The 25131-nt window shown below is 61.0% G+C and carries 28 protein-coding genes; 11 read left to right on the forward strand and 17 right to left on the reverse strand.

Features of this window, described 5'->3' with window-relative positions; all coding sequences use genetic code 11:
• Positions 1–13 precede the first annotated feature (13 nt).
• Positions 14–544, forward strand: coding sequence for a phage holin family protein (locus tag ABSE61_RS11325; RefSeq protein ID WP_423871191.1), 531 nt, complete (start codon positions 14–16; stop codon positions 542–544).
• A gap of 17 nt (positions 545–561) precedes the next feature.
• Positions 562–720, forward strand: coding sequence for a hypothetical protein (locus tag ABSE61_RS11330; RefSeq protein WP_423871192.1), 159 nt, complete (start codon positions 562–564; stop codon positions 718–720).
• 87 nt (positions 721–807) lie between these two features.
• Here ABSE61_RS11330 and ABSE61_RS11335 read toward each other — a convergent pair whose 3' ends face one another.
• Together ABSE61_RS11335 and ABSE61_RS11340 are read right to left on the reverse strand one after the other, a co-directional pair.
• A complete protein-coding gene (locus ABSE61_RS11335) occupies positions 808–3537 on the reverse strand; it encodes a bifunctional acetate--CoA ligase family protein/GNAT family N-acetyltransferase (protein WP_423871193.1) in 2730 nt (909 codons plus the stop codon).
• A complete protein-coding gene (locus ABSE61_RS11340) occupies positions 3537–3995 on the reverse strand; it encodes a CBS domain-containing protein (RefSeq protein WP_423871194.1) in 459 nt (152 codons plus the stop codon). Before ABSE61_RS11340 ends, ABSE61_RS11335 begins: the two co-directional genes overlap by 1 nt.
• 222 nt (positions 3996–4217) lie before the next feature.
• Between ABSE61_RS11340 and ABSE61_RS11345 the strand changes: the two genes are divergently transcribed.
• Positions 4218–5201, forward strand: coding sequence for a zinc-dependent alcohol dehydrogenase family protein (locus ABSE61_RS11345; protein ID WP_423871195.1), 984 nt, complete (start codon positions 4218–4220; stop codon positions 5199–5201).
• The gene (locus ABSE61_RS11350; protein ID WP_423871196.1) at positions 5198–6730 is read left to right on the forward strand and encodes a bifunctional aminoglycoside phosphotransferase/ATP-binding protein; all 1533 of its coding nucleotides are present in this window, start codon (positions 5198–5200) and stop codon (positions 6728–6730) included. Before ABSE61_RS11345 ends, ABSE61_RS11350 begins: the two co-directional genes overlap by 4 nt.
• A gap of 17 nt (positions 6731–6747) precedes the next feature.
• Here ABSE61_RS11350 and ABSE61_RS11355 read toward each other — a convergent pair whose 3' ends face one another.
• Together ABSE61_RS11355 and ABSE61_RS11360 are read right to left on the reverse strand one after the other, a co-directional pair.
• Positions 6748–8547 (reverse strand): PHA/PHB synthase family protein, encoded by a 1800-nt coding sequence (locus ABSE61_RS11355; protein WP_423871197.1) that lies wholly within the window; start codon positions 8545–8547, stop codon positions 6748–6750.
• 33 nt (positions 8548–8580) lie between these two features.
• Positions 8581–8979 (reverse strand): hypothetical protein, encoded by a 399-nt coding sequence (locus tag ABSE61_RS11360; RefSeq protein ID WP_423871198.1) that lies wholly within the window; start codon positions 8977–8979, stop codon positions 8581–8583.
• 161 nt (positions 8980–9140) lie between these two features.
• Between ABSE61_RS11360 and ABSE61_RS11365 the strand changes: the two genes are divergently transcribed.
• From ABSE61_RS11365 to ABSE61_RS11375, 3 genes are read left to right on the forward strand one after another with little or no spacing between them, the layout of a single operon-like run.
• Positions 9141–9974 carry a universal stress protein gene (locus ABSE61_RS11365; RefSeq protein WP_423871199.1) on the forward strand — a complete coding sequence of 278 codons (834 nt, stop codon included), beginning with the start codon at positions 9141–9143 and terminating at the stop codon, positions 9972–9974.
• Positions 9975–10018: 44 nt separating this feature from the next.
• Complete coding sequence (locus ABSE61_RS11370; RefSeq protein WP_423871200.1) at positions 10019–10408, forward strand: hypothetical protein; 390 nt, start codon at positions 10019–10021, stop codon at positions 10406–10408.
• Complete coding sequence (locus ABSE61_RS11375) at positions 10405–10764, forward strand: c-type cytochrome (protein WP_423871201.1); 360 nt, start codon at positions 10405–10407, stop codon at positions 10762–10764. Before ABSE61_RS11370 ends, ABSE61_RS11375 begins: the two co-directional genes overlap by 4 nt.
• Positions 10765–11251: 487 nt before the next feature.
• Here ABSE61_RS11375 and ABSE61_RS11380 read toward each other — a convergent pair whose 3' ends face one another.
• From ABSE61_RS11380 to ABSE61_RS11390, 3 genes are all read right to left on the reverse strand, one after another.
• A complete protein-coding gene (locus ABSE61_RS11380) occupies positions 11252–11482 on the reverse strand; it encodes a DUF2934 domain-containing protein (RefSeq protein WP_423871202.1) in 231 nt (76 codons plus the stop codon).
• 86 nt (positions 11483–11568) lie between these two features.
• On the reverse strand, positions 11569–11844 hold the full coding sequence (locus ABSE61_RS11385; RefSeq protein WP_423871203.1) for a hypothetical protein: 276 nt from the start codon (positions 11842–11844) through the stop codon (positions 11569–11571).
• A gap of 27 nt (positions 11845–11871) precedes the next feature.
• Positions 11872–12243, reverse strand: a complete 372-nt coding sequence (locus ABSE61_RS11390) for a CsbD family protein (protein WP_423871204.1) — start codon at positions 12241–12243, stop codon at positions 11872–11874.
• A gap of 142 nt (positions 12244–12385) precedes the next feature.
• On the opposite strand from ABSE61_RS11390, the gene ABSE61_RS11395 reads away from it, so the two are divergent.
• On the forward strand, positions 12386–12664 hold the full coding sequence (locus ABSE61_RS11395; protein WP_423871205.1) for a hypothetical protein: 279 nt from the start codon (positions 12386–12388) through the stop codon (positions 12662–12664).
• A 291-nt stretch (positions 12665–12955) separates the two neighbouring features.
• Positions 12956–13204 (forward strand): hypothetical protein, encoded by a 249-nt coding sequence (locus tag ABSE61_RS11400; RefSeq protein WP_423871206.1) that lies wholly within the window; start codon positions 12956–12958, stop codon positions 13202–13204.
• A 146-nt stretch (positions 13205–13350) separates the two neighbouring features.
• Here the strand turns inward: ABSE61_RS11400 and ABSE61_RS11405 are convergent, their stop codons facing one another.
• Positions 13351–14241: an SDR family oxidoreductase gene (locus tag ABSE61_RS11405; RefSeq protein WP_423871207.1), complete on the reverse strand. Its 891-nt coding sequence runs from the start codon at positions 14239–14241 to the stop codon at positions 13351–13353.
• A gap of 91 nt (positions 14242–14332) precedes the next feature.
• Here ABSE61_RS11405 and ABSE61_RS11410 point away from each other — a divergent pair, with 91 nt between their 5' ends.
• Positions 14333–15190: a helix-turn-helix transcriptional regulator gene (locus ABSE61_RS11410; RefSeq protein WP_423871208.1), complete on the forward strand. Its 858-nt coding sequence runs from the start codon at positions 14333–14335 to the stop codon at positions 15188–15190.
• A gap of 25 nt (positions 15191–15215) precedes the next feature.
• Here ABSE61_RS11410 and ABSE61_RS11415 read toward each other — a convergent pair whose 3' ends face one another.
• From ABSE61_RS11415 to ABSE61_RS11445, 7 genes are all read right to left on the reverse strand, one after another.
• Positions 15216–15482, reverse strand: a complete 267-nt coding sequence (locus ABSE61_RS11415; protein WP_423871209.1) for a hypothetical protein — start codon at positions 15480–15482, stop codon at positions 15216–15218.
• Between the two features lie 1383 nt (positions 15483–16865).
• On the reverse strand, positions 16866–18344 hold the full coding sequence (gene gatB / locus ABSE61_RS11420) for an Asp-tRNA(Asn)/Glu-tRNA(Gln) amidotransferase subunit GatB (RefSeq protein ID WP_423871210.1): 1479 nt from the start codon (positions 18342–18344) through the stop codon (positions 16866–16868).
• A complete protein-coding gene (locus ABSE61_RS11425) occupies positions 18341–18631 on the reverse strand; it encodes a hypothetical protein (protein WP_423871304.1) in 291 nt (96 codons plus the stop codon). Before ABSE61_RS11425 ends, gatB begins: the two co-directional genes overlap by 4 nt.
• Before the next feature lie 17 nt (positions 18632–18648).
• The gene (gene gatA, locus ABSE61_RS11430; protein ID WP_423871211.1) at positions 18649–20124 is read right to left on the reverse strand and encodes an Asp-tRNA(Asn)/Glu-tRNA(Gln) amidotransferase subunit GatA; all 1476 of its coding nucleotides are present in this window, start codon (positions 20122–20124) and stop codon (positions 18649–18651) included.
• Positions 20121–20348 carry a hypothetical protein gene (locus ABSE61_RS11435; RefSeq protein WP_423871212.1) on the reverse strand — a complete coding sequence of 76 codons (228 nt, stop codon included), beginning with the start codon at positions 20346–20348 and terminating at the stop codon, positions 20121–20123. Before ABSE61_RS11435 ends, gatA begins: the two co-directional genes overlap by 4 nt.
• Before the next feature lie 20 nt (positions 20349–20368).
• Complete coding sequence (gene gatC / locus ABSE61_RS11440; protein WP_423871213.1) at positions 20369–20656, reverse strand: Asp-tRNA(Asn)/Glu-tRNA(Gln) amidotransferase subunit GatC; 288 nt, start codon at positions 20654–20656, stop codon at positions 20369–20371.
• 254 nt (positions 20657–20910) lie between these two features.
• Positions 20911–21987: an NAD(P)H-dependent flavin oxidoreductase gene (locus ABSE61_RS11445; RefSeq protein ID WP_423871214.1), complete on the reverse strand. Its 1077-nt coding sequence runs from the start codon at positions 21985–21987 to the stop codon at positions 20911–20913.
• Between the two features lie 150 nt (positions 21988–22137).
• On the opposite strand from ABSE61_RS11445, the gene ruvX reads away from it, so the two are divergent.
• Positions 22138–22611, forward strand: coding sequence for a Holliday junction resolvase RuvX (gene ruvX, locus ABSE61_RS11450; protein ID WP_423871215.1), 474 nt, complete (start codon positions 22138–22140; stop codon positions 22609–22611).
• Here the strand turns inward: ruvX and ABSE61_RS11455 are convergent.
• Together ABSE61_RS11455 and ABSE61_RS11460 are read right to left on the reverse strand one after the other, a co-directional pair.
• Positions 22606–23397 (reverse strand): CPBP family intramembrane glutamic endopeptidase, encoded by a 792-nt coding sequence (locus ABSE61_RS11455; protein WP_423871216.1) that lies wholly within the window; start codon positions 23395–23397, stop codon positions 22606–22608. The two genes, ruvX and ABSE61_RS11455, sit on opposite strands and share 6 nt — an antisense overlap.
• Positions 23398–23409: 12 nt before the next feature.
• Positions 23410–25044 carry an acyl-CoA dehydrogenase family protein gene (locus ABSE61_RS11460; RefSeq protein WP_423871217.1) on the reverse strand — a complete coding sequence of 545 codons (1635 nt, stop codon included), beginning with the start codon at positions 25042–25044 and terminating at the stop codon, positions 23410–23412.
• Positions 25045–25131: the final 87 nt, after the last annotated feature.

A 25131-nucleotide genomic window follows, 5' to 3' on the forward strand; every position in this document is an offset into this window, starting at 1 on the left:
AAAGGAAATTGCCATGACAACGAGCCACCTCGTCGCTCATCTGCGCGCGCTTTGGCGAACGGAACGGATGGTCGCCGAACTTCGGATGAGACGCGTCCTGACCAATCTCGGCCTGCAGGCGTTCGCCGTGCTGATCGCGGCCTGCGCCCTGCTTTTGGTCGAGCTTGCCGCCTATTTCGCACTGGTGCAGCGATGGGATGCGATCGTGTCCGCCGTCGCGCTTGGACTCGTTGACGTGGTTCTGGCCGGCCTAATCGGCGTGCTTGCGCTCCGCAGGCCTGTTGCCCGTGAATTGGCCCTTGCTCACGACGTCCATCACCAAGCGATCGCGGCTTTCGAGGCCGAGCTGCAAGAGTCGGACGGTCACGCCTCGATACGCGCCGCGATCGAAAGCGCCGTCATTCCAGCGCTGGTCCCCCCTCATCCCACTGGTGATCGAACGCGTGCGCAAGCGCCTGGCCGAAACGACCACAAAGGACGCTGCCTGACACCGGAAAAGCACCACAAGGCTGCCACAACCGCCAGCGTCCGACGCGTCGTCTAACCGGATCAGGAGACGTGATGGCCGAGATTACTCAGTTTATCGCCATACCTTTCGACCTGGCTGACAATGGCATCGTGGCGGGCCAACCTTTCAAATGCGCGACACCTGCCTCAGCCATCGCGCGCGCCAAGGGCTTTTGGCAAGTCCTTGGGGCCATGCCGGTGCTGTCGCTTTAATGCGCACCGGCTATCCGGAAACCGAGACAACCTTACTCAGGCGATTCGGAACCGTGCCGGATCAAGTGTCGATTTGAACAAATGCGGTCAGCGTGCGCGCCGGCCGGAAACGTTGTTGGCAGCCGCCTTGAGATCGAACGACACGGCGGACAGACGCCGCTCCTCGGGATCGCCGGTAACCTTGAACCCAAGGTCGCGACACATTTCGAGCATGGTGGTGTTTTCGTTGAGAACCTCACCGTACAACGATTTCAAGCCCTCCGCTTCCGCGTACTCGATCAAGAGCTGCATCAAGGCCCAGCCCAAGCCTTTTCCCTTTAATTCCGAACGAAGCAGGATCGCGTACTCGGCGGTCTCGTGACGCGAATCTGAGTGCAACCTGACAACGCCGATAATTTCCTTGCTCATCGGGTCCAGGGCAACGAAAGCCATGGCCCGCGCATAATCCAATTGGGTCAGGCGGCCGACAAATTGGTGCGAAAATTCCTTGACCGAGTGAAAGAACCGCAGCCGCAAATCTTCGGGCGACACGTTTTGCAAGAGCCGCACGATGGCCGGCTCGTCGTCCGGCCGCATCGGACGCACGCAAACCTTCCAACCGTTCTTCAATTGCAATTGGCGTTCCCATTCGGTCGGATATGGCCGAACCGCGAACCGCGTCCGCCCGGCAGACGGCGTTGCCGGCGCGCGGATGCCGACTCGTGCATCGAGTGCCAGAACCCCATTCTGGTCCGCCAGCAGCGGATTGATATCGAGTTCATGTATTTCCGGCAGGTCGGCCGCCATCTGCGATAGTTTCACCAGCGTCAGCGGCACAGCATCTGGTGGGACCGCAGAAACGTCACGATAGGCCGCCAGCAGCCGCGAAACCCTGGTCCGGCCAACCAGATCGCATGCCAGATTCATGTCGAGGGGCGGCAGCGCCAAGGCCTTGTCGTTGATGACCTCGACAGCCGTCCCACCCCGGCCAAACGCGATGACGGGCCCGAAAGTCGGATCTTCGGCGATGCCGAGAATCAGTTCACGCGCTCCGTGACGCACGATCATCGGCTGGATCATCACGCCTTCGATGCGAGCCTCGGGCCGCGCACGTTTCGCATTGGCCATGACGCTGGCTGCAGCGCCGCGGACGTCATCCCTTGTCGTCAGACCGAGGACGACCCCGCCGACATCCGATTTGTGCGTGATATCGCGCGACAGGATCTTGATCGCCACCGCAAGATTCTGCGCCAGGAAGGGTTCCGCCTTTGTAACCGCCTCGTCTGGGCTTTCCGCGGCGACGGTCGGCACCATCGGAATGGCGTAGGCCTTGAACAGGCCTGCGATTTCGATTGGATCAAGCCATGCGCGGCCATCCCTCAAGGCATTGCCAACGATCTTCCTGGCAGCGTCGACGTCAGGCGCGAACAGCGATGACACATCCGGTGGCGTCGCCAGTAGCGCTTCCGTCGCCTCGCGATGCTTGACGAGATGCATGAAGGCGCGCACCGCGTCATCTTCGGTCTGAAAGTGCGGAATTCCGGCCTTGTCGAAAATGGGCGCCACCGACTGGTCAGTCCCGACCCATGCGGCCAGAACCGGCTTGGGCGTCGAATATTTCTGCGCGCGAGCGGCCTTGACACGCTCGGCAACAGCTTCCGCGATACTGAAGGCTGACGCGACCGCCGTCTCCACGTTCATCACGAGCACGGCATCGCTGGTGTTATCGGCAAGAAGGATGTCAAGCGCGGCGAGATAACGGGCCGCATCGGCATCGCCTGCGATGTCGATCGGATCCGCCCTCGACCAGGTCGCTGGCAACGCCGCGTCCAATTTCGCCGTCGTGGCACTTGTGAGCGGAGCAATCACACCGCCGAGTTCGACCAAACGATCGACGGCGAGGATTCCAAGACCGCCGCCGTTGGTCAGAACCGCCAGCCTCTTGCCGTCCGGCGCGCGCACGTGGCGGCCGAGCAATTCGGCACAATCGAACAGTTCGCGCAAGTCGAGGACGCGCAGTAACCCGGCGCGGCGGAAGGCGGCATCGTAGACGGCATCGGAGCCCGCGAGCGCACCGGTGTGCGTGGCCGCAGCCTTGGCGCCCTGCGCCATCCGGCCAGACTTGACGACGACGACGGGCTTGAGGCGCGCCGCAGCACGGGCGGCCGACATGAATTTGCGTGCGTCGGTGACGGCCTCTACGTACAAAAGGATCGCCCGGGTTTTGTTGTCGAGCGCAAAATAGTCGAGCAGATCGGCAACATCGACATCGAGCTGATCGCCGATCGAGACAATGCCGGAAAAGCCAACCGATTTCTCCGCACCCCAATCAACCATCGCAGCCGCGATCGCGCCCGACTGAGAAATCAGCGCGAGTGAACCCTGCGTCGGATGGCGTGCCGCGAAGCTCGCGTTCAACCCAATCCCCGGAAGCATGATGCCGAGACAATTCGGACCGACGATCCGCAGCTTATGAGCACGGGCGGTTTGCTCGACCGCCTCCGCGATTGATCCGGGACCGTGTCCAAGACCCGACGAAATAATGACCGCGCCTGCCACGCCAAGCTCGCCGGCCTGAAGGATGATCTCTGGAATCGATGGCGCCGGCGTCGTGATAACAATCAGGTCCGGCACAAAGGGTAACGCCTTAAGATTTGGGTAGGCCTTTCGCTCCCCAATGCTGTCATGCCGGGAATTGACGACCGCGATCTCGCCGGCAAATCCGCCCTTTACAAGATTCTGAAGGACGATCAACCCGATCGAGCCGGGACGCGGACTTCCGCCGACGACGGCGACGCGCTTCGGTGCGAAGGCTTTCTCCAGACCGAAAGTAGACATTACGCCGCCGCGAAGGGGATAACCGGCGGATACTGGGTCGACACCGACCGGTCCATGGCTCGCATCACATCCTCGCGCGCGATGATGCCTATGAGGCTTTGCCATTGGTCGACAACCGGCAGGCTCTTGACGCGATGCTTGATCATCAACTCGAGCACCCGCTGCAATCTGGTTTCGGGATCAACGGCGACGACATTAGTGGACATGATGTCGTCGACCGTGGCCTCCATCCCATCCTTGTAATGAGGTATGAGCTGACGCTCGGTAAAGGCGAACGGCTTCAAGGCATCCAGCTTCGAAACGATGCCAACCAACTTCTCGTCCTGCACAACGGGATAGGCATCAAAGTCGTCGGCGGCAAAAAGCCGGTACAGTTCCCCGACGGAGGCTTCCGGAGTGACACTTCGGACCGCGGGAGTCATGTTGTTGCCGACGGTCTCCTCGAGAAATTCATACATTTCCGTTCTCCTTGAAACAAAGGCGTATCGCCGCGGAGCGGCGGCGCGATCAAGCCACCGAGTTACCGATCGGAACGATCATCTCGCGCGTCTTATCCCTTTCTTGGGAAGCGACCACTACATCAACTCTAGGCCATTCGTCGCGACTCCGCTTTGACCGAGATCAAAAGCGGCGGGTGCCGTGATACGCTAAAGTACTGATTGTGACAGGATTTGAACGATATGCATGCGATGGTTCTCTCGGCGCGCGGCGCGCGGCTGACGCCGCTGGAGCGGCCTGACCCGATCCCTGGACCGGGCCAGGTCCGCATCAAGGTAGGTGCGTGCGGCGTGTGCCGGACCGATCTGCATGTCGTGGACGGCGAACTGCCGGATATCCCATACCCCATCATTCCCGGACATGAAGTCGTTGGCAGGGTTGAAGCACTGGGCAGCGGCGTTACCGGATCGATGATGGGCATGCGTGTCGGCGTGCCTTGGCTCGGTTTCACCTGCGGCGAATGCTTTTACTGCCGCGCCGACAAGGAAAACCTGTGCGACCACCCTCAGTTTACCGGCTATACGCGGGATGGCGGCTTCGCCAGCCATCTGGTCGCCGACGCCCGACATTGTTTTCCTCTTGGTGAAGATGGCGACGATGTTGCGCTCGCGCCATTGCTTTGCGCCGGTCTGATTGGTTGGCGGTCGTTGGTGATGGCCGGTGAAGGCAACGCGATCGGTATCTACGGCTTCGGAGCAGCCGGCCACATCGTGGCGCAAGTTGCCCGCGCCCAGGGGCGCACGATCTATGCCTTCACCCGGCGCAACGACAACGACGCCCAGCAGTTGGCAATTTCGCTCGGCGCCAGCTGGGCCGGCGCCTCGGACGATCTTCCGCCCACCGAACTCGATGCAGCAATCATCTATGCACCGGTCGGGCCTTTGGTGCCGCTGGCCCTTCGTGCCGTGCGTAAAGGTGGGCGGGTCGTCTGCGCCGGCATACACATGTCGGATATCCCAACCTTTCCCTACAGCATCCTCTGGGGCGAGCGGCAGGTGGTTTCCGTCGCCAACCTGACCCGCAAGGACGGCGCTGATTTTTTCAAGGCGATCGCCAACGCCCATATCCAGACGCACATCACCGTGTTCCCGCTCGATCAAGCCAACGAAGCGCTATCGCGGCTGCGCGACGGCAGGCTGGTGGGCGCCGCAGTGCTGCGCCCATGAGCGCGACGAAGCAAGGGCCCGCAGGGCAGAGTCAGGAAACGGTGCTCGCCTTCCTGGCCGGCCACGATCCCAACTGCAAACGCGTCGATACTCACATCTCCATCGTCTTTCTTGGCAAAGATCGGGTCCTGAAGGTCAAGCGGGCAGTGCAGCTTCCGTTCCTGGATTTTTCAACGCTCGAGAAACGCAAGCACGCTTGCGAAGAAGAGCTGAGCGTCAACTGTCGTTTCGCTACGGACCTTTATCGGCGCATCGTTCCGATTACCCAGGGGCATGGCGGCCTCGAGATCGGCGGCGACGGCCCGGTGCGCGAATGGGCCGTTGAAATGACGCGGTTTGACGAGAACAAGACCTTCGACCATTTGGCGCGAGCAGGCGACCTCACGCCGGAACTCGCCGAGACGCTTGCCGTAACCATTCGCAGGACACACCAGCGAGCGGAGATCTCCGATGGGTCGAGTTGGCTCGCCTCCATTGAGGGGATCATCGATCGCAATACTCAAGTTTTCCGCAACGAGCCGCAGCTTCCACGCCAAATGGTCGACCGGCTGGACGCCGCCAGCAGGCAAAGACTCGCCGATTGCCGATCGCTTTTGCATGCGCGTGCATCTGAAGGTCTGGTGCGGCGCTGCCATGGCGACGCCCACCTCGGCAACATCACCCTGATCGACGGAAATCCTCTCCTGTTTGACGCCATCGAATTTGATCCCGTGATCGCGACCACCGACATCCTTTACGATCTGGCTTTCCCGATCATGGACTTTTGCCGTTTCGGCCTGAGGGCCTGCGCCAACCGGCTATTCAACGCCTATTTGCAGCCGGCCTGGCTGGAAAACGCACAGGCGCTTCGGCTGCTGCCGTTGTTCCTTTCGATGCGTGCGGCAATCCGCTCCAATGTACTCTTCACCAAATGCCGCCTGTCGCCGGATGAGGATCACGACGCAGCCGACGCGCGGGCCTATTTCGACCTCGCGCTGCGCCACATCGAGCCTGCTCGGCCATCGCTGATCGCGATCGGCGGCAAATCAGGAACAGGCAAAAGCGTGTTGGCGCGCGAGGCAGCGCCCCTGCTGGCGCCGCTGCCCGGCGCGATCCTGCTGCGCTCGGACGTTATCCGGAAAGAACTGTTCGGCGTCGATCCGCTCACCGCGCTGCCGGAGGACGCTTACACCCCGGAAGTCACCGCGCAAGTCTATCGGACGCTTCTTGAACGCAGCCGGCAGATCCTCGATCAGGGCTTCTCCGTTGTCGTCGATGCTGCCCTCCTGAAGGAATCCGAGCGAGGTGAACTGTTGACGGCCGCGCAGAAGCCGGACGCAGCGTTTCATGCAGTTTTCCTCACGGCCGATCTCGGAGTGCGCCTGGATCGTATCGGAGGCCGCAAGCGCGACGCATCCGACGCCACAGCAGAAATCGCCACAGCCCAGGAGGATTACGAAATCGGCCGAATCGACTGGCCCATTATTGACGCCTCAGGCTCGCCCGAACAGACGCTGGAACGAAGCAAACCTGCTCTGGTGCCGCGATAGGCCGAAACGATCCGCCGTCAACGCTGTAGCACGTAGGACCCGGGTGCATCCTGCACCGAACCTTCCGTTTCAAATGAAGGCGGCGCAACGGGCGAACCGGAGTGCGCTGCAAGAAACCGCACCCACTCGCCCCACCACGATCCTTCATGAGCCGGCGCGAGCTTGATCCACTCTTCCGGGCCGACATATGGATCGGCGGCCTTTTTTGTCAGCACCTGATAGCTGTGTTCTGCCTCGTCAGGCGCAGCTACAATCCCGGCATTATGTCCGCCGTTTGTCAACACATAGGTGATGTCGGCGTCAGCTAGGAAATGGATCTTGTGCACCGACTTCCACGGCGCGACGTGGTCGCGCAGAGTGCCGACAACGAACATCGGCTTGCGGAGGTCAGACAGCGCGATCGGCTTGCCTCCAGTCTGGTAGCGGCCTTCGGCCAGATCATTGTTGAGAAAAAGATGACGCAAATAGTCCGAGTGCATCTGATATGGCATGCGCGTGGCATCGGCATTCCACGACATCAGATCGCTCGGCGGTGCCCGCTCGCCGATCAGATAGTCGTGCACCATCCGCGACCAGAGCAGATCGTTGGAACGCAGCATCTGGAAAGCTCCAGCCATCTGCATCGAACCGAGCACGCCCGGCTGCCACATCATGTCTTCAAGAAAACTGACCTGGCTTTCGTTGACGAACAGCGTCAGTTCGCCCGCTTCCGTAAAATCGGTTTGCGCTGCAAGCATGGTCACCGTCTTCAGACAGTCCGGTCGATCGCGTTGCAGCCGCGCCGCGGCGATCGACAGCAACGTGCCGCCGAGGCAATAGCCCGCGGCATGGATGGCCCGCTCCGGCATGAACTCGTTGATGGCAGCAACCGCCGCGTCGACGCCCTGCTCCCGGTAATCCTCGAGGCTGAGGTTGCGGTCGACGGAGGTCGGATTTTTCCACGAGATCATGAAAACGGTGAAACCGTTTTCGACCAGGAACCGCACCAGCGAATTGTGTGGAGACAGATCGAGAATATAATATTTCATGATCCAGGCCGGCACGATCAGTATTGTTTCCGGCCGCACCGTCGGGGTGGTCGGCGAATATTGAATGAGCTCAATCAGATCGTTGCGATAGACGACCTTGCCTGGCGTCACCGCAACATCCTTGCCGACGACGAATTGCTGATCATGTGCGGCACCGCCCTTGAGCAGGGTTTGCCAGTCCTCCATCCAGTTGTGCAGGCCATAGACGAAGTTACCGCCGCCGGTCTCCATGATCTTGCGCAGCACTTTCGGATTGCTGCCGGCAAAGTTCGTCGGAGCCATCGTATCGAGACACTGACGTGTGACGAAATCGGCAATCGCCGCGTTGGAATGCGCCAGGCCCCGGACGTCGGACGTGGTCGAATGCCACCAATCCTCGGTCAGCAAAAAGGACTGCGCCAGCAAATTGAAAGGCGGCAACTCCCAGTCGCGGCCGGCAAAGCGGCGATCGGCCGCCGGCGGCTTGATCACCGACCACGGTTGGAATGTCGCGTGCCGGGGCACCATCGCGTTGATGAATTGCATGCCATGTTGAAGCGCTTCGCCTGCGAGCATTGCGCATTCGCCGGGGGAGGTAAGCAAATGGAGCTGCCAGTCGGCGAACGCCAGCGCGACTGCCGCGGGAGAAAGCCCGCCCGTTAACCGCGCAAGACCAGCGTGAAAAGCCCGATCCGTCGATTCGGCAGCCGCGGAGACCTTTGACGGCAATGCCCCAACCTCCTCGGGAGGCAGCGCATCGGCATGCCCCTGCGAATTGGCTAGACGGACGGCCGATACTAAAGGGGACATGAACGGTTTCCTTTCAAGCCAAAATCGAGCGCTTCACGCCCGCGGTTCAGACAGACCGAAATGCTTTCGGCCGACAGCCACTATTTCGTCATCCGTCGGGTGATCGCTCGATTCTGCTCGCAGCAGCAGCTTTGGCCGCACCGATTGCAGATGCTGCATGAGGACCGCTTTCTCGGTGCCGGGTCCGAGGATCAGCACCTCGTCGCACGCCGCGACCGATCGGGCGATCGCAGCAAGGAAAGCAGGATCCTCCTTCACATGGCCCGAACCGATGGTGTTGGCACGGTGATGAAGATGGGATGACGCGAGATGCGCATGCACCGTGCTGGAGCTGACGCCAGTCAATCCCATCGTGAATATTTTCGCTTTCAGATGGTCGATCCAGATGACGGCGTGGCGATGAAGTTGGTCTGCTTGCGCTGGTTGGGTCATTTTTATCCTCATCTGTGTTCAGCCGAGCTACCGGTCAGCCAATCCCATGAAAGTCACGATAACCGGCGCATCCGTGAGGGACTTTGACGTGCATCAAACCAGGAAAGTGCAGTGAATGCTTCGATAGGCCAATTGCCACTCACAAACCCACGGAAGCCGTCATGTACAGGAACCTGCTGGTGCATATCCCGACCGAACGCTCGCCGCGGCCGGCGACTGATGGGTCGATTTCGCTGGCGATGACCACTGGCGCTGCTCTGGAGGCCATCGCCGTCGGCTATGAGTCCGTCAACGACATTCCTTTTGTTGCCGAAGGCGGCGTCGCCATGGCGCCGCTGTTTGAGGCCCAGCACCAAAGCGCATTGGAGCGCGCACAGGCGGCCCTGGCCGTTTTTGAGTTTGAGGCGAAAACGGCCAAGATAACCCATCGGAGCCGTGCGGTTGGCGGGTCATTCGCCGAGGCCGCCGATATCCTCGGCGCAAGCGCCAGGCTCTCTGATCTTACGATCGTCTCGCAGCCCGAACCTGGGGACACGGCATTCGATAATATGATGCCACAGGAGGTACTTTTTCGGTCCGGCGGCCCGGTTCTGGTCCTCCCCTACACGTTTCGTGGGGCGTTGAGAATTGGCCGCATCGGGATTTTATGGGACGGCAGCCGGTTGGCGGCGCGTGCCCTGCGGGACGCAATGCCTCTGATTTCCAAGGCCAACGCGCTAACGGTTCTGACCGTCAACGAGCCGGTTTCCGCGGAAGCTTCTTCCAGCCGTCTTCAGGCGCGCCTCGCAACCCTCGGTCTGCCCGCAAAAATCGTCTCGCTAGAGGCCGACCATTCCGAAATTCAACCGACGATATTGTCCGCGGCGGCCGACGAAGGAATCGACCTGCTCATCATGGGCGGCTATGGGCATTCCCGTCTGCAGGAAGTCGTAATGGGTGGGGTCACCCGCGACATGTTCCGATCCATGACGGTGCCGACCCTGATGTCGCACTGACGAGCGCTGCCCGCTCTGAAATTCTTGGCTCGCGTGGCGCTTCTTTGACCTCGATCAATCACAGCGCCTATGTCCGGTTCTTAATGGTGGCCATGGAGGTTGCCATGTCACATTCATCGTTAGCCACTGCCGTATTCATCAGCGTTCTCGCAAGCACATCGCAGCTGTCCGCTGCCGCCGACGCCGTTCCAAAGTTCGACATTGAACGTAACTGCCGGTCAGAACTTTCCGGCGGTTCATCGATTGGCGAAACCATGGTTTCCTGCAAGGCCGACGAAGAACGCGCCCGGGACGAACTCATTCCGCGATGGAGCGTATTCTCGCAAGCCGACAAAAAGCTTTGTGTTCAAGAAACCAAAATCGACGGCACGCCCAGCTATGTCGAGCTCGAAACCTGTCTTGAAATGACGCCTTCGGGTCGGACACGGCCATGAGCAAGGCGGGATTTCTTGACGGGCGGATGATGCTCCGCCGGCCAATCCTGGTTGCCGGTATTGTTGACGTCCTTATTGCCGCTTCCAGCGGTCTTCCTGCCCTTGCCTCCAACGCCGAACAGGGCAAGCGCCTCGCCCTCACCTATTGCGCGAAATGCCACGCCATCGACAAGGTAAGCCCGAGCCCGCTGAAGATCGCGCCGCCGTTCCGCACCCTGCACGAACGCTATCCCGTCGGGATGCTCGAGGAATCGCTGGCGGAAGGCATCGTAACCGGACATCCGACCATGCCGGAATTTCGCTTCGATGGCGACCAGATCGGCGACTTCATCGCGTTTTTGAAAACCCTGGAATGACGACGCGGCCTCCCCTGAATAGTGATCTTGATCTCCGTCAAAACATCCGGGCGCCTTTGCGGCAAACTTTTCACGCCGCGCGCCCGTACGACGGAGGCGTTTTATGACAAGCAAAGAGAGAAATACCGCCGATACCGAAACCACTAGCGCGACAATTGCGCGTACGACCACAAAACCGCAAAATCGGACGCGTCCGACTAACGCGAACGTCACTTTCTTGATCTACTTGAGAACGATGAGGTAAGGGAGGCGCTACGGCGCCCGACGATCCGTTAGCGAATAATCGCTTTTGCAGGTGTCTCACCGGCGCAACTTTTCAAATTTTGCAAATCGGCCACGAATCGTGTCCCGCTTGGAGCCCGATCGGATCCCCCAGCGGCGTTCCCTTCGCACCGACCATTGTCAGACGGCCGTTTTCAACCGTAAAATATCCACAGGTGGATTTCCGGCGAGGTTTCCGGTTCCGCCGTCTCCCCGTGTACGTTACTTACGCCGCGCGCCGCTTTCGAGGCGCCCTCGCCTTCTTCGGCTTGGCCGGTTTGACGGTCTCGCCAACGGTAACGCGGGCCATTTCGCCAAATGACGCGCTCAAAATCTCGCGCTGGGCGACGAGCCAGTGAGCGTCTGCGTTTCCGTCCTCGTGACCGCTTTCGATCCAGAGGTGGTAGGCGCGTTCACGGATAGCCTGTTCCAAATCCTGCATGGGCGAGTCCTGCATTGCCATGTCTCCCCTCGTTCGGAGGCATTCTGACAAAACAGCGTTAGAAAATCCTAAATCATGCCGTCCAGAGGCCGTCACCGGCTCTATTCGCGGTGATCGGGAAACCTCCGCGTATTATTCGAACGGCGAGCCACCGCTACGCCCAAGAGGAAGGCCGTCAGCAAAGACGCAAGAGGCGCTTCGCGAGCTATGTTGCTCAACACGCTCAGCGGCATGCCAGGACGCCGACCGGCTTCGATCGTCCGGCTGACGCGACCGGCTGCCGCTTGAAGAGCGTCGGAAATTTCCGACATGGCGGATTTCGGCTCCGGAATCGGATCCAGGCCTTCGTAGACCAAGGGCGGGCTTTCATCGCTCACGATTTGTCTCCCAACCAACAGTTCATCTCATCGCCAATATTGACGACGCAGCGGGCGACGCGGCGGGCGCGTCATCAATAGCGCCAGCGCAAAGCCGATGCCGCCGGCAATCAACAGCGACCCAAGCGGGTTGTCCTGCACGCTCTTAGACAGGGCTTGCGAGCCATCCCTGAAGGTCTCGCCGCTGTTGTCATAGGTGTCCTTGGCATAACCAAGCGCAGCATCCTTGGCGTCGCGCGCGGCGTCCTTGGCCTGACCGTAAAAGTTCTGCGCCTTGCCCGCCGCTTCGCGGAGACGGCCTTCGGCCTCTGTCTGCGCGTCGCCGGCCATATTGCCCACGGTACCTTCGACCTTGCTCGCGAAATCCTTCGCCGATCCTGAAATTCGATCCTTGTCCATACTCGCGCTCCTTCCATGAAACCCTGCTGAGCTAATGGCTATCCCCGGGTTCGGTTCCTCGCGGTTTTGACCTTACGTCGTCCTGGGAACGCCTCCTCGGCCAACTCGTTGGTTTGCGGCAAAACAAGAAGAGGAAACGACCATGAAAAAAACTTTTGTCATCGCTTTGGCGGCCGGCGCGCTTTTTAGCCTAGACACCGTCGCAATGGCGCAAACGCCCGCGGTCGGAGATGCGCCGGCTGCAACCGTTGGCCAGGATGCCGCCACCGCCCGGCACAGGGAAGTCAACCGTGAGCGCGGCATGACCACCGGCAGCGCGATGGGTACGGCCGGCCAGATCAATCGCGGCATGAGGAGCGACCGAATGCTCCCGGAACGTTCGGCCCCGGATGCGGAGGAAGCCGCCCCGGCCGGCCATTAAGAACAACAGCCTCACGAAAGTGATTTTCAAATTCAAGAGCCGCCCGGCGAAACCGGGCGGTCTTTTTTCGATGCAGCCATATTTGTCGCCCGCTGGAGGAACTGGGCAACCATGAGAACAAATCAACCGGCGGCCAAGGGGAACTTTTGTTCCATTGACCGCCATCACGTCGCAACCGAAACCGGAGCTGGGAAAAATGTTTCACGCACCCTTGGACGGCAATTGCTTCCGCGGAAGCCACGGACTTAAATAATCGAGGGGCGGGGTTTGCTTTTTTCGGAGGGTGCAAACGTGGATCCCAAGGGTGCGGTGTTCCAGCCTGAATTAATCGAGCTGATGAAATCAGTTCTGGATGATGCGACGGCCTCGCTTCCAGAGCCGAAGCGTACCTCGGCTATTCAGGCCGAGATGGCGTCGACCATTCTCGCATGTGCCGCAAAAGGCGAGAGAAATCCTGAAGCTCTCAAGACGTGTGCGCTGACCGCTGTGGACGTTCCTCACTACTCACATGTGATAGCGCCGGAGCGTCGTGCGGTCTAAGGCGAACTTGAGATATTTGGATCATGACGACATTGGCGTCTCTTCAGCGCCCGGAGTTTTTGTCGGAAAGCGGCGAGACGCCCGCCGGAAATTCAGCGCAGCGTCTCGGCGACAGTGACAGGCCCGCTAGGCGTCGAAGCCCTGCTTCAGAAGCCCTGCAGCTCTTCAAGATCCGCCAGCAACCCGCGTTCTTTCGGTTGCCACTGCAAACGTTGCCGCGTCTGCGCGCTGGAAGCCGGAGCATCAAGACCGGCAAACGGTGCAAGCCAGCCAAAGTGGGCCTTGGCCTCGTCTGGACCGATTGACCTGACCGGCAGCTTCAAGCGTTTGCCAAGGACTTCTACGATATCGCGAAATGAAACGCCCTCCTCTGCGACCGCGTGGTACTTGGCACCGCGCTCGGCCTTCTCTAGCGCAAGCCGATAGAGACGTGCCGTATCGAGCACATGGGACGAAGGCCAGCGATTTTGACCGTCGCCCACATAGGGACACAGGCCTTTTTCAACCGCTATCGCGATCGCATAGGTGATGAGGCCCTGCCGGGCCGTATCGTGCACCTGCGGAAGGCGAACCACCGACACGTTGACGCCGTTGGCGGCGACAGTAGCTGCCGCCTCTTCCGACGCAGCGCGCGGGTGCGCCTCGGAGCCGAGCGCGGCATCCTCTTCCGTCGCGGGACCGCCTGAGGCGTTATGCGCGATCAATGTGCCGGAGGTGACGATCAGTGGCCGGTCGGAGCCTTCGAGCACCGAGCCGAGCGCGGCGACGACGCGCCGATCGTCTTCGCAATTCGCCACGAATTTCGAGAAGTCATGATTGAAGGCCAGGTGGATGACGCCATCTGATTTCGCAGCGGCACGTTTCACCCCGTCGAGGTCTTCGAGCGATCCGTCGATCACTTCGGCGCCCGTCGCAGCCAAAGCCGCGCCCTTCTCTTTCGAACGCGACAATCCCGACACCTGATGGCCGGCGGCAATCAGATCTTTGACGACAGCAGAGCCGATGAATCCGGTCGCGCCGGTAACAAACACGCGCATGAGCAAGTCTCCTTGTTTAGTGGAGACAGATGTCGGCCTTCGATGTATCCTAGTAAAGTAGTGAGATTATCGTGGTATAATACATAACAGGATGAGCGAACCTTTCACCAACGAGAACCTGCTCGGGACTTATCTCAGGGAACGCCGGACCAGGCTCGATCCCGAGGCCTTCGGCTTTTCGTCGGAGCGCCGCCGCACCGCTGGGCTTCGCCGTGAGGAAGTGGCGCAACGCGCCAATATCAGTCCGACCTGGTACACTTGGCTTGAACAAGGGCGCGGCGGATCGCCGTCGGCCGATGTGCTCGACCGGATCGCTCGCGCGTTGATGCTCACCGATCTCGAACGCGAGCATCTCTTCCTGCTCGGCCTCGGTCATCCTCCCGAGGCGCATTACAAAAAAGACGAAGGCGTCACGCCGCGGCTGCAGCGCGTACTCGATGCTCTGGACCCGAGCCCTGCGTTGATCAGAACCGCCACATGGGACGTCGTCGCCTGGAATCGCGCCGTGACGGTGATGCTCACCGATTACGGCGCACTGCCGCCCGAACAGCGCAATATCCTGCGTTCTATCTTCCTCGATCCGCGCGCCCGCGCTTTACAATATGATTGGGAAAGCGTGGCGCGGTTCGTTTTGGGGGCGTTCAAGATCGACGCGGCACGCGCAGGCGCGGCCGCAGAGGCCGAACCTCTCGTCGATGAACTCTGCCGGTTAAGCCCCGATTTCGCGGCGATGTGGCGCGACAACGACATCCAGCATCATGGCGAGCGCGTCAAACACATCCGGCATCCCGTTCTCGGCCGGCTCGAATTCGAATATTCGGCCTTCGCCGTCGACGGTCGGCCAGATCTCAGCATGGTGGTCTATAATCCCACCACGGCGGCCGATATCGACAGGATCCGCGCGCTGATCGGCGAGCCGACGGCTGCGCCGAAGCCAACGACGGTCTGATCCGGTCTCAGGCTACCGAAACCGATCAGTGCGTGCTCATCCAATCGCGGGCTTCGCGCTGTGCGGCAGCGACTTCCGCTTCCGACATCAGTTCGGCAACCTCGCGGCGCATCTGGATGGCGTCGCTGCGCCCCTTCAGAGCGGCGAGGTTGAACCATTTATGCGCGGCGACCAGATTGACGACGCCGGAACGGCCGCTCGACCAATAAAGCCCACGCTCGAACAGCACATCCGGAATGGCGGTCGCCGTGACCGGCATGGCCGCATCCAGATCGATAGAACCCTGAAACATGTTAGTCTCCCCGTTGTTCGTTGGTCCGCGCTGTTGTCCGCGCGTACCCCCCGTCAGTCTGTCAAAACGTCCCGTTACCCCGCTGCGCTAAATGCGCCGCCGTTGATCGGCTGGTGGGATCATCATGACCGTTCAAATTTGAAGGACGGTTTAAATATCGGGATGAACGGTGCGTAAACGTCTCAAAGGCCGCGCGACGCGCGACATGCGGGAAATGCCCATTTTGCGGGGTTTCCCGGATATTTGTGAAAACGGTTTACCCTGGCGTTTGGCGAACCGATAACCATTGCCGCAACCGGCAGTACCGACAGGAACGTCGCCGCGGCCAGCCGCCGTTACCGCTCGCGCGTTGGGCAAGCAGGATAGGTCGAACGGAATGTCTGGGGATCGGGAAAAGTCGCCGGGCAAGGCGCTACCGGCTTGGAACGAGGGCGTCGGCGAACACGTCAGGACCAGATTTCACAGGCCATCGGGCAATTGGACCGTTGGACCTAAGAAATTGCGAACCGCTGTTGGGATTCGCACCGAACGAAGAAAACCTGTTTCTTCTGCCGGACCGGCCTTTGGCGGGAGAGAACTCCCCCAAATAACGATCCAGCCGTTTGACCTGATGTCTCGCCGACACCCTCTTTCGTCGACATGAGCCGCTCTTCAGATTTTCTTCCCGAGGGAAGCAACCGTCGGAAGGCTCCTGTGACGTGCCGGCATCAAACCGCCGGCATCTTCTTCAAGGCGATAGTTACTTCTTCTTCTTCGCAACCTTGCGGGTCTTCTTCGCAGTCTTCTTCACTGCGCTCTTCGCCTTCTTCGCCTTCTTAGCTTTCTTAGCCATAGTGCCCTCCTAATGTAGTGAGTTGGCTTAATCGCTGCGTGCACTCGGGAATCGAGATGCACACACATCCCGAATACACCAACACAGCGAAAAAAACATCTTCCCGCTTAAGGAAGTATTGACGCCTCAAGACCGGCGCGCGCGACGCGCGACGATCACAGCAAAGGCGAGAAGCTCGCGTGTCGATGCAAAAGTTTGGTGCGAAACATCGATTTAAATTCCGAAAAAAATAAAAAAGCGGCTGTACTGTAGTGTTTTTTGTTATTCGCGATACTGACGTGGCTGCACGATCGACACGCCGAAGCATTCGAAAGTCCGCTCAGAGGCGAGTCGCACGGACTCCGAATCGAAATTTTTGCAACAAAAAAATTTTTCGTGTTTGGCGCCCCGGCGTCTCATCGGCGCTCGCCAGACGCCAATTCCGCTCGAATCGAATACGGCTGATTCGGGGCCGCATGAACGGCCGACGCCGCACATCGCCAAACATCGTGAACGATCGGTAAGCGTGCGTGACCTTCATCGATCGCCGCACGCGACGTCGATGCGTCAACTCAAACGCCGAGTTTGGACTTCAGGAGATCGTTGACGGCTTGCGGATTCGCCTTGCCGCCGGAAGATTTCATCACCTGACCGACGAACCAACCGAGCGCCTGTGGCTTGGCCTTGGCTTGTTCGACCTTGTCCGGATTGGCAGCGATGATCTCATCGACCACCTTTTCGATCGCCGAGAGGTCCGTCACCTGCTTCATGCAGCGCGCTTCGACCACCGCGCGAGGGTCGCCGCCCTCCCGCCAGACGATCTCGAACAGATCCTTGGCGATCTTGCCGGAGATCGTGCCCTCGCCGATCAGATCGACGATGCCGCCGAGTTGCACGGCCGATACCGGCGAGGCGCCGATGGCAAAACCTTCCTTGTTCAACCGTCCGTACAGTTCGTTGATCACCCAGTTGGCGGCCAACTTGCCGTCGCGACCACGATCGGCGAGTTTGGCCAGCACCGTCTCGAAGAAGTCCGCGCTCTCGCGCTCCGCCACCAGCACGCCTGCGTCATAGGGCGACAAGCCCAGTTCGGCGATGAAGCGCGCCTTCTTCTGGTCCGGCAGTTCGGGAAGGCTCGCCTTGATCTCGGCGACATAGGCGTCGGTGAATTCCAGCGGCAGCAGGTCGGGATCCGGGAAGTAACGGTAGTCGTGCGCCTCTTCCTTGGAGCGCATCGAGCGGGTTTCGCCCTTGTTGGGATCGAACAGCCGGGTTTCCTGATCGATCGAGCCACCCTCTTCGATGATTTCGATCTGACGGCGCGCCTCGTATTCGATCGCTTGCCCGATGAAGGTGATCGAGTTCATGTTCTTGATCTCGCAGCGGGTGCCGAGCGGCCCGCCTGGCTTGCGGACCGACACGTTGACGTCGGCGCGCAAGGACCCCTTCTCCATGTCGCCATCGCAGGTGCCGAGGTAGCGCAGGATCGAGCGCACCTTGGTCACATAGGCCTTGGCCTGCTCGGCATCGCGGATGTCCGGTTTTGAGACAATCTCCATCAGCGCGACGCCGGAACGATTCAGATCGACGAACGACATGGTCGGCGACTGATCGTGCAGCAACTTGCCGGCGTCCTGTTCAAGATGCAGCCGCTCGATGCCGATGGTTGCGGTCTTGCCGCCTTCGAGTTCGACCGTGACCTCGCCCTCGCCCACGATCGGCGACTTGTATTGGCTGATCTGATAGCCTTGAGGCAGGTCGGGATAGAAATAGTTCTTGCGGTCGAACACCGAGCGCAGATTGATCTTCGCGTTCAGCCCGAGCCCCGTGCGCACCGCCTGCTTGACGCATTGCTCGTTGATGACCGGCAGCGAGCCCGGCATCGCCGCGTCGACCAGCGAGACATGGGAATTGGGCGCGCCACCGAATTCGGTCGAGGCGCCGGAAAACAATTTCGCGTTCGAGGTCACCTGGGCATGGACCTCCATGCCGATCACGACTTCCCAGTCGCCGGTTGCGCGCTTGATCAGTTTACCGCTCGTTGCCGTCATGCCTTGCTACCCTCAAGCGCCGAAGCGATCCGCTCCCACTCCGCTTCAAGCCCATCCTTCGCCACCGGCTGGCCGGCCTGGCGATACCAGTAGCCGGCATTGGAAAGATCTCCCTCGACGCGGTGCAGATAGGCGTGCACCCAGGCTGAATTCGCGTCGCTCTCGTCCTGGACGATCTTGTGCGCGGCGTCCCAATTCCCTTTGGCGGCCCACCACAATGCCGCGAGCGGCGGCGCGAGGCCGCTTTCCGGCGCGGCGTTCGGCAGCGTTGATTTGAGACCGGCCATTTTAAGATCGGCCATGCTCACCACCATTTCGGCGGCGTGAAGCGGCCGGCCGCCTGCTCGACCACCTCGCCGAGCGAGAACAGCGTCTCCTCGTCAAACGGTCGCCCGATCAATTGCAGGCCGAGCGGCAGGCCTTGGGAGTCTTTGCCCGCGGGCACCGCGATGCCCGGCAGGCCCGCCATGTTCACCGTCACCGTGAAGATGTCGTTGAGATACATCTCGACCGGATCGGCGCCACCTTTTTCGCCGATGCCGAACGCCGCCGACGGCGTTGCCGGCGTCAAGATCGCGTTCACGCCCTTGGCGAAACAATCCTCAAAATCCCTTTTGATCAGCGTGCGCACTTTCTGGGCCCGGAGATAATACGCATCGTAGTAACCTGCCGAGAGCACATAGGTACCGATCATGACGCGGCGGCGGACCTCGCCGCCAAAACCTTCGGCGCGGGTGCTCTCATACATGTCAGAGATCGCGCGGCCCGGCACGCGCAGGCCATAGCGAACACCGTCATAACGCGCGAGGTTGGAGGACGCTTCCGCCGGCGCCACAATATAGTAAGCCGGCAGCGCATATTTGGTGTGCGGCAGCGACACTTCGACCAATTCGGCGCCGGCGGCCTTCAGCCACGCCGCGCCCTCGCTCCAGAGCTTTTCGATTTCCGCCGGCATGCCGTCGAGGCGATATTCCTTGGGGATGCCGATCTTCATTCCCTTTACGGACTTGCCGACTGCGGTCTCATAATTCGGCACCTCGCGATCGACGGAGGTGGTGTCCTTGGGATCATGGCCCGCCATCGATCGCATCAGGATCGCGGTGTCGCGCACGGTGCGGCCGATAGGGCCTGCCTGATCGAGCGACGAGGCAAAGGCGACGATGCCCCAACGCGAGCAGCGCCCGTAGGTCGGCTTGATGCCGACGGTTGCGGTAAACGCCGCCGGCTGGCGGATCGACCCCCCCGTGTCGGTTGCGGTCGCGCCCATGCACAACAGCGCTGCCACCGCCGACGCCGAACCGCCCGACGATCCGCCGGGCACCAGCGTGGTATTGGCGCCTTCGCGCCGCCACGGATTGACGACCGGACCGAAGCACGAGGTCTCGTTGGACGAGCCCATCGCGAATTCATCGTTGTTGAGCTTGCCGAGCAGAACCGCGCCGTCGCGCCAGAGCTGCGCGGTGATGGTCGACTCATAGGTCGGCACGAAATTGCTGAGGATCTTCGAGCACGCGGTGGTTCTGACATCCTTGGTCGCAAAGAGATCCTTGATGCCAAGCGGAATGCCGGCAAGCGGTCCGGCCTCGCCCTTGGCGATGCTGGCGTCGGCCTGTTGCGCCATGGCACGCGCCTGATCCGGCGTCTCCAGCACGAAGGCATTGAGCGCGCGCGCGGCTTCGATCGCTGCAAGGTGCGCGTCGGTCAGTTCAAGCGCGGTGAAAGATTTCTTCGCGAGGCCATCTCGAGCCTCAGCGAGCGTCAACGATGTCAGATCGGTCATTTATCAGCTTGCGGTACGGGGCTGCAAAAGAAAGGAGACAGCGTCTTGTCGTTGGCGGGATCGTCGCGCTTCACCTCGCCGCGTGCCTGGCTTGCAGCCTCCAGCGCATCGAGCACAGCATCCATCGCCGTGTCGGGATCGGCGGCCTTGCCCTGGCGTTCCATGGCGTCGAGATATTCCATGTAGGCGCCGTAGGCTTTTTCATCGTTGCAGAGCATGCACATCGGATGTCTCGCTAAAAGATTTACTCAACGACTTTCGGCACCAGGAAAAAGTGGTCCTGGGTTTCCGGCGCGTTCCTGACGATGTCGTCGGCGATTTCGCCGTCGTTGACCACATCGGCCCGCTTCTTCATGGTCATCGGCGTTACCGACGTCATCGGCTCGACGCCCTCCACATTGACCTCCTCGAGCTGCTCGACGAACGCCAGCATGGCGTTCAGTTCGCCCTGGAGGTGGGGAATCTCGGAATCCTTCACCCCGATCCGCGCCAGATGCGCGATACGGCGAACGGTGGCAGCATCGACCGACATTATATATGGCCTCAAACGGGGATTTCAGGCTAGCGCCCACTTTCCGAAGTTCGTGTGCCACCCCAGCAGCCACTCTTGCGAACTTCGGAAAGTCATGGGCACTAGCAAACATTGGATTCTAGTGCCGCTTTCTATTTGAAGTTCCTGTACGAATTAGCCGCTTGCGGTGCAGGAACTTCAAATAGGCGGCACTAGGGTATAGCAGAGGCCGGTTTTGCGCCGCAACCGGCCTCTAGTGGTCCGATTCTAACCCACTAGCCCGCCATTTTGCTCAACCGCGCCAGCGCACTGCCGGCCAAAGCCCGGGTCAGGCCGGCCGCCGGCATGTCCCGTCCCATCCGCACGGCCTGGCCGGCCCAGAGATTGGTGAAATCGAGCTTGCCCTGTTTTTCGGCGGCCGCCTTCAATGGCCCGAGACCCGTCGCCGCGTGGGGGAATTCCGGGGCCAGATGTGAAATCGGGCCGACCTCGCGCATCACCCGGTTCACCAGTCCCCGCGCCGGGCGCCCGGTCATGACGTTGGTAATCACGGTGGAATCGTCGCGTCCCTGGGCCAAGGCGGTGCGGTGTGGCGCCGAGACCTTGGATTCCGGACAGTGCAGGTATGCCGTCCCGATCTGCACCCCGGCTGCCCCCAGCGCAAAGGCCGCAGCGATCCCTCGCCCGTCGGCGATGCCACCGGCAGCAATCACCGGCACGCGGACCGCATCGACCACCTGCGGTACCAGCGCGAAGGTGCCCGGTTGCTCCGCGATATTTTCGGTGAGGAACATGCCGCGATGACCGCCCGCTTCGGCTCCTTGCGCGATGATCGCATCGGCGCCGTTCTCCTCGAGCCAGATCGCCTCCCTGACCGTGGTCGCTGACGAGATCACCTTGCAGCCGGCCGCCCTGACCCGCGCCAGCAACGCCTGTTCCGGCAAGCCGAAATGGAAGCTGACGATTTCGGGCTTGAGTTCTTCGATGACCTCGCACATCGCAGCGTCAAACGGCGCGCGGTTGGCGGCATTGTTGGGGGTTGCGGGATCGAGGCCCAACTCCTGATGATACGGCGACAGCCGCTCTTTCCAGGCGGCCTCGCGCGAGGGATCGGCCGGGACTGCCGTATGGCAAAAGAAATTCATGTTGACCGGCGCGGAGACCCGCTGGCGGATAATCTGGATCTGCTCGCGGGCCTTGTCGGCCGACAACATCGCGCAGGGCAGTGAGCCCAGTGCCCCGCCTTGCGCCGCCGCGATCACGAGATCGGCGTCCTGCAGGCCCGCCATCGGCGCCTGCACGATCGGAAATTCGATTTTGAAAAGATCGATCAATCGGCGGTCGGGCCACATGGTCTGCTCTCTTGCGGGGGAACGGAAATCGCCGCCGGCAGCTTTGCCGGGGCATTTTCACCAGATTAGCAGTGGTAACCCGCTTGGGCTATGCATGAAGATCGTCATCCGAATGTTGGAACTGTCGCTCGAACTTGTTATGCGAAGCCCATGACTGCCCTCATTTTACCCCTGATCGAAGCGGCCGGACATTGGCCCCAGCGCGGTGCGTTGATCGGGCTCGATCTCGGCACCAAGACCATCGGGGTTGCGGTGTCCGATCCCGACCGGCGGTTGGCGACGGGGGTTACGACCATCCAGCGCAAGGCCTTCAAGGCCGACGTCGCACGCCTGCTCGAAATCGCCACGGAGCGCGCCGCTGTTGGCTTTGTACTCGGGCTGCCGATCAACATGGACGGCAGCGAGGGGCCGCGCGCGCAGTCGACCCGCGCCTTTGCGCGAAATTTCGCGCAATTGACGGAGTTCGCCATCGCGCTCTGGGACGAGCGGCTTTCGACCGCCGCAGTCGAGCGCGAATTGATCGGAATGGATATGAGCCGGGCCCGCCGCGCCAAGGTGATCGACGAGCACGCGGCGATCTTCATTCTGCAAGGAGCCCTCGACCGGCTTTCGAAAGCGCTATGAACTCGTGAGCAGGATGGTCTGCACGACCGCGGCGAGATTATTCAGACCATGCAGAATGATGGTCAGCCAGATTGAGTTGCTTCGATAGCGCAGGTAACCGAGCAGCAGGCCAATCGAGAACACCTCGCCGAGGAAGTACCAGTTGTATTGCAGATGCAGCCCGGTCCAAACCAGCGATGACAGCACGATCGCGCCCGGCACCCGCAGAAACGACTCCGACCAGCCACGGTAGAGAAAGCCGCGCGCGAAAAACTCTTCGGTGATTGGAGCTGCCACGCAAAAGGCGAGCACCAGAAGCCAGATCGCGCCATCGTCGCGGGCGGTTTTAAGCACATCGCCCATGAAGCCGGGTTCGACTTCGCGTCCCGTCGCCCGCGACAGCGCGTCCCACGCCATGACCAGCACGAACAGCGCCACCACGCCGATGGCCAAATCGCTCCATGAGAACGAACGCAGCGCGAGGTAATCGGCAAACCGCGCACGCTTGATCCGGATCGCAACCCACAGCGCTGCTAGCACAGCCGGCAATCCCGTGATCACCGACAGCGAGATCGTCAGGCCGTTGCTGACGACAGTCGTCACCGCTTCGCTGAAGCTTTCCTGATCGATCGATCCGCCTTGCCGAAACAAGAACCAGCCCACGACCGCCAACTGTCCGACAAACATGGCGGCGAAAATGACAAAACCCCAGAACGTGGTGCCCCAGAATTTCCAGACGCGGGGAGCCGGCTCGCTCGTCGTTTCGATCGCGGCCGCGATGGGACTTGCGGGATCAAGAGTATCCATCAAACAACCTTTTTATGCAGGTAGAGCGCGGTCGAGTAACCGGCTGATGTCGTCGGGCGCCAAGTCGACAGCGCCGTACATGCCGCCGTGATTCCCGGCAAGACGGGTGGTTGCGAATAACTCGGCGTGGCGCGGCGAGACCGCGTTCAGCGCCGCTGTGGCTGCCAAAAGCGCGAGCTCCTCCACCGCCAGCCGCGCGACATTCTCGGCATCGCCGCGACGAAACGCTTTGCCGATCGAGGCCACCGCTTCGGCTGCTCCCGGCAAGCCCCGGGTTTCCTGCGCGAGGTTTTGCAGGATGGCTGTGGCTGCCTCTGCTTGGCGCGACAGCGCCCGCAACACGTCGAGGCACATCACGTTGCCTGAGCCTTCCCAGATCGCGTTGACGGGAGACTCGCGGTAGTGCCGCGCCAGAATGCCTTCCTCGACATAGCCGTTGCCGCCAAGGCATTCCATCGCCTCATAGAGAAATCCCGGCGCGCTCTTGCAGGTCCAGTATTTGATCGCGGGCGTCAGCAGCCGTAGATAGGCGGCCTCGCTGGGATCCACGGTTGCGCGGTCGAAAGCCCGACAAAGCCGCATGACGAGCGCGATCGAGGCCTCCACATGCAGCGCCATGTCGGACAAAACCGCGCGCATCAGCGGCTGATCGGCAAGATGTTTCTGGAACACGCTGCGATGCCGCGTGTGACGGAGCGCATGCGCCAAGCCCGAGCGCATCAGGCCAGTGGACGCAATGGCGCAATCCTGCCGGGTCAACTGCACCATCTGGATGATGGTGCGGATGCCCTTGCCTTCCTCGCCGACAAGCTCGCCATAGGCGTCGTAAAACTCGACCTCGGAGGAAGCGTTAGAGCGGTTGCCGAGCTTGTCCTTCAGCCGCTGAAACTGGATCGCATTGACCGAACCGTCGGGGCGAAAACGCGGCATAAAAAAACAACTCAGCCCCTGCTCGGCCTGCGCCAACACGAGGAAAGCATCGCACATCGGCGCCGACATGAACCATTTATGACCGGTGATGCGCCAGGCCTCGCCGTCCCGCGCCGCGCGCGTCATGTTGCTGCGGACGTCAGTGCCGCCCTGTTTTTCGGTCATGCCCATGCCGAGCGTCATGCCGCGCTTGGTCGGCCATGGCGCAAAGCTCGGGTCGTAAGCGCGGCTGCCGATGACCGGCATGGTCTTTTTCAGGATATCCGGCTGCACGGCGAGCGCAGCCACGGAGGCGCGCGTCATGGTGATCGGGCAGAGATGCCCGGTCTCGACGCCGGCTGCCATATAGAATTTCGCGGCGCGTACCACCTCGGCCGGCGCGCCCGCGGGGCCGCCATCGTTCGCCCAGGTCGAATTGTGCAATCCGGCATGGGCGCTGTGCGCCATCAACTCGTGATAGGCCGGGTGAAACTCGACCTCGTCCCGGCGATTGCCTCTGGAATCGAAGGTGCGAAGTTTTGGCGTATTTTCATTGGCGAGCCGCCCGCGTTCGGCCATGGCGGCGGAACCCCAATGACGGCCGAATTCGGAGAGTTCGCCCCGCGCGTCCGCCCCGCCATTGGCGGCGACGGCCTCGGTGAGCGCGGTATCCAGCGCGAACAGATCGACATCGACGAATGGCGGCGACTGGTTGAGCACTTCGTGCGTCAGGCTCATCGAAACTCCCCTCTTTGAAAGAGGCTTTCGCGCAATCATACGCGGGAGCCGCGTTAAATATATGGCCCCTTGACCGGCATGGTGGAC

This window comes from Bradyrhizobium sp. (assembly GCF_049519115.1).
In the GTDB taxonomy this organism is placed as follows: Bacteria; Pseudomonadota; Alphaproteobacteria; order Rhizobiales; family Xanthobacteraceae; genus Bradyrhizobium.

What these genes read in the sequence shown, in the direction of transcription:
- ABSE61_RS11325 (WP_423871191.1), top strand. Translation starts at nt 14, where the DNA reads ATGACAACGAGCCACCTCGTCGCTCATCTGCGCGCGCTTTGGCGAACG.
- ABSE61_RS11330 (WP_423871192.1), top strand. Translation starts at nt 562, where the DNA reads ATGGCCGAGATTACTCAGTTTATCGCCATACCTTTCGACCTGGCTGAC.
- ABSE61_RS11335 (WP_423871193.1), bottom strand. Translation starts at nt 3,537, where the DNA reads ATGTCTACTTTCGGTCTGGAGAAAGCCTTCGCACCGAAGCGCGTCGCC.
- ABSE61_RS11340 (WP_423871194.1), bottom strand. Translation starts at nt 3,995, where the DNA reads ATGTATGAATTTCTCGAGGAGACCGTCGGCAACAACATGACTCCCGCG.
- ABSE61_RS11345 (WP_423871195.1), top strand. Translation starts at nt 4,218, where the DNA reads ATGCATGCGATGGTTCTCTCGGCGCGCGGCGCGCGGCTGACGCCGCTG.
- ABSE61_RS11350 (WP_423871196.1), top strand. Translation starts at nt 5,198, where the DNA reads ATGAGCGCGACGAAGCAAGGGCCCGCAGGGCAGAGTCAGGAAACGGTG.
- ABSE61_RS11355 (WP_423871197.1), bottom strand. Translation starts at nt 8,547, where the DNA reads ATGTCCCCTTTAGTATCGGCCGTCCGTCTAGCCAATTCGCAGGGGCAT.
- ABSE61_RS11360 (WP_423871198.1), bottom strand. Translation starts at nt 8,979, where the DNA reads ATGACCCAACCAGCGCAAGCAGACCAACTTCATCGCCACGCCGTCATC.
- ABSE61_RS11365 (WP_423871199.1), top strand. Translation starts at nt 9,141, where the DNA reads ATGTACAGGAACCTGCTGGTGCATATCCCGACCGAACGCTCGCCGCGG.
- ABSE61_RS11375 (WP_423871201.1), top strand. Translation starts at nt 10,405, where the DNA reads ATGAGCAAGGCGGGATTTCTTGACGGGCGGATGATGCTCCGCCGGCCA.
- ABSE61_RS11380 (WP_423871202.1), bottom strand. Translation starts at nt 11,482, where the DNA reads ATGCAGGACTCGCCCATGCAGGATTTGGAACAGGCTATCCGTGAACGC.
- ABSE61_RS11390 (WP_423871204.1), bottom strand. Translation starts at nt 12,243, where the DNA reads ATGGACAAGGATCGAATTTCAGGATCGGCGAAGGATTTCGCGAGCAAG.
- ABSE61_RS11395 (WP_423871205.1), top strand. Translation starts at nt 12,386, where the DNA reads ATGAAAAAAACTTTTGTCATCGCTTTGGCGGCCGGCGCGCTTTTTAGC.
- ABSE61_RS11405 (WP_423871207.1), bottom strand. Translation starts at nt 14,241, where the DNA reads ATGCGCGTGTTTGTTACCGGCGCGACCGGATTCATCGGCTCTGCTGTC.
- ABSE61_RS11410 (WP_423871208.1), top strand. Translation starts at nt 14,333, where the DNA reads ATGAGCGAACCTTTCACCAACGAGAACCTGCTCGGGACTTATCTCAGG.
- ABSE61_RS11415 (WP_423871209.1), bottom strand. Translation starts at nt 15,482, where the DNA reads ATGTTTCAGGGTTCTATCGATCTGGATGCGGCCATGCCGGTCACGGCG.
- gatB (WP_423871210.1), bottom strand. Translation starts at nt 18,344, where the DNA reads ATGACGGCAACGAGCGGTAAACTGATCAAGCGCGCAACCGGCGACTGG.
- ABSE61_RS11425 (WP_423871304.1), bottom strand. Translation starts at nt 18,631, where the DNA reads ATGGCCGGTCTCAAATCAACGCTGCCGAACGCCGCGCCGGAAAGCGGC.
- gatA (WP_423871211.1), bottom strand. Translation starts at nt 20,124, where the DNA reads ATGACCGATCTGACATCGTTGACGCTCGCTGAGGCTCGAGATGGCCTC.
- ABSE61_RS11435 (WP_423871212.1), bottom strand. Translation starts at nt 20,348, where the DNA reads ATGTGCATGCTCTGCAACGATGAAAAAGCCTACGGCGCCTACATGGAA.
- gatC (WP_423871213.1), bottom strand. Translation starts at nt 20,656, where the DNA reads ATGTCGGTCGATGCTGCCACCGTTCGCCGTATCGCGCATCTGGCGCGG.
- ABSE61_RS11445 (WP_423871214.1), bottom strand. Translation starts at nt 21,987, where the DNA reads ATGTGGCCCGACCGCCGATTGATCGATCTTTTCAAAATCGAATTTCCG.
- ruvX (WP_423871215.1), top strand. Translation starts at nt 22,138, where the DNA reads ATGACTGCCCTCATTTTACCCCTGATCGAAGCGGCCGGACATTGGCCC.
- ABSE61_RS11455 (WP_423871216.1), bottom strand. Translation starts at nt 23,397, where the DNA reads ATGGATACTCTTGATCCCGCAAGTCCCATCGCGGCCGCGATCGAAACG.
- ABSE61_RS11460 (WP_423871217.1), bottom strand. Translation starts at nt 25,044, where the DNA reads ATGAGCCTGACGCACGAAGTGCTCAACCAGTCGCCGCCATTCGTCGAT.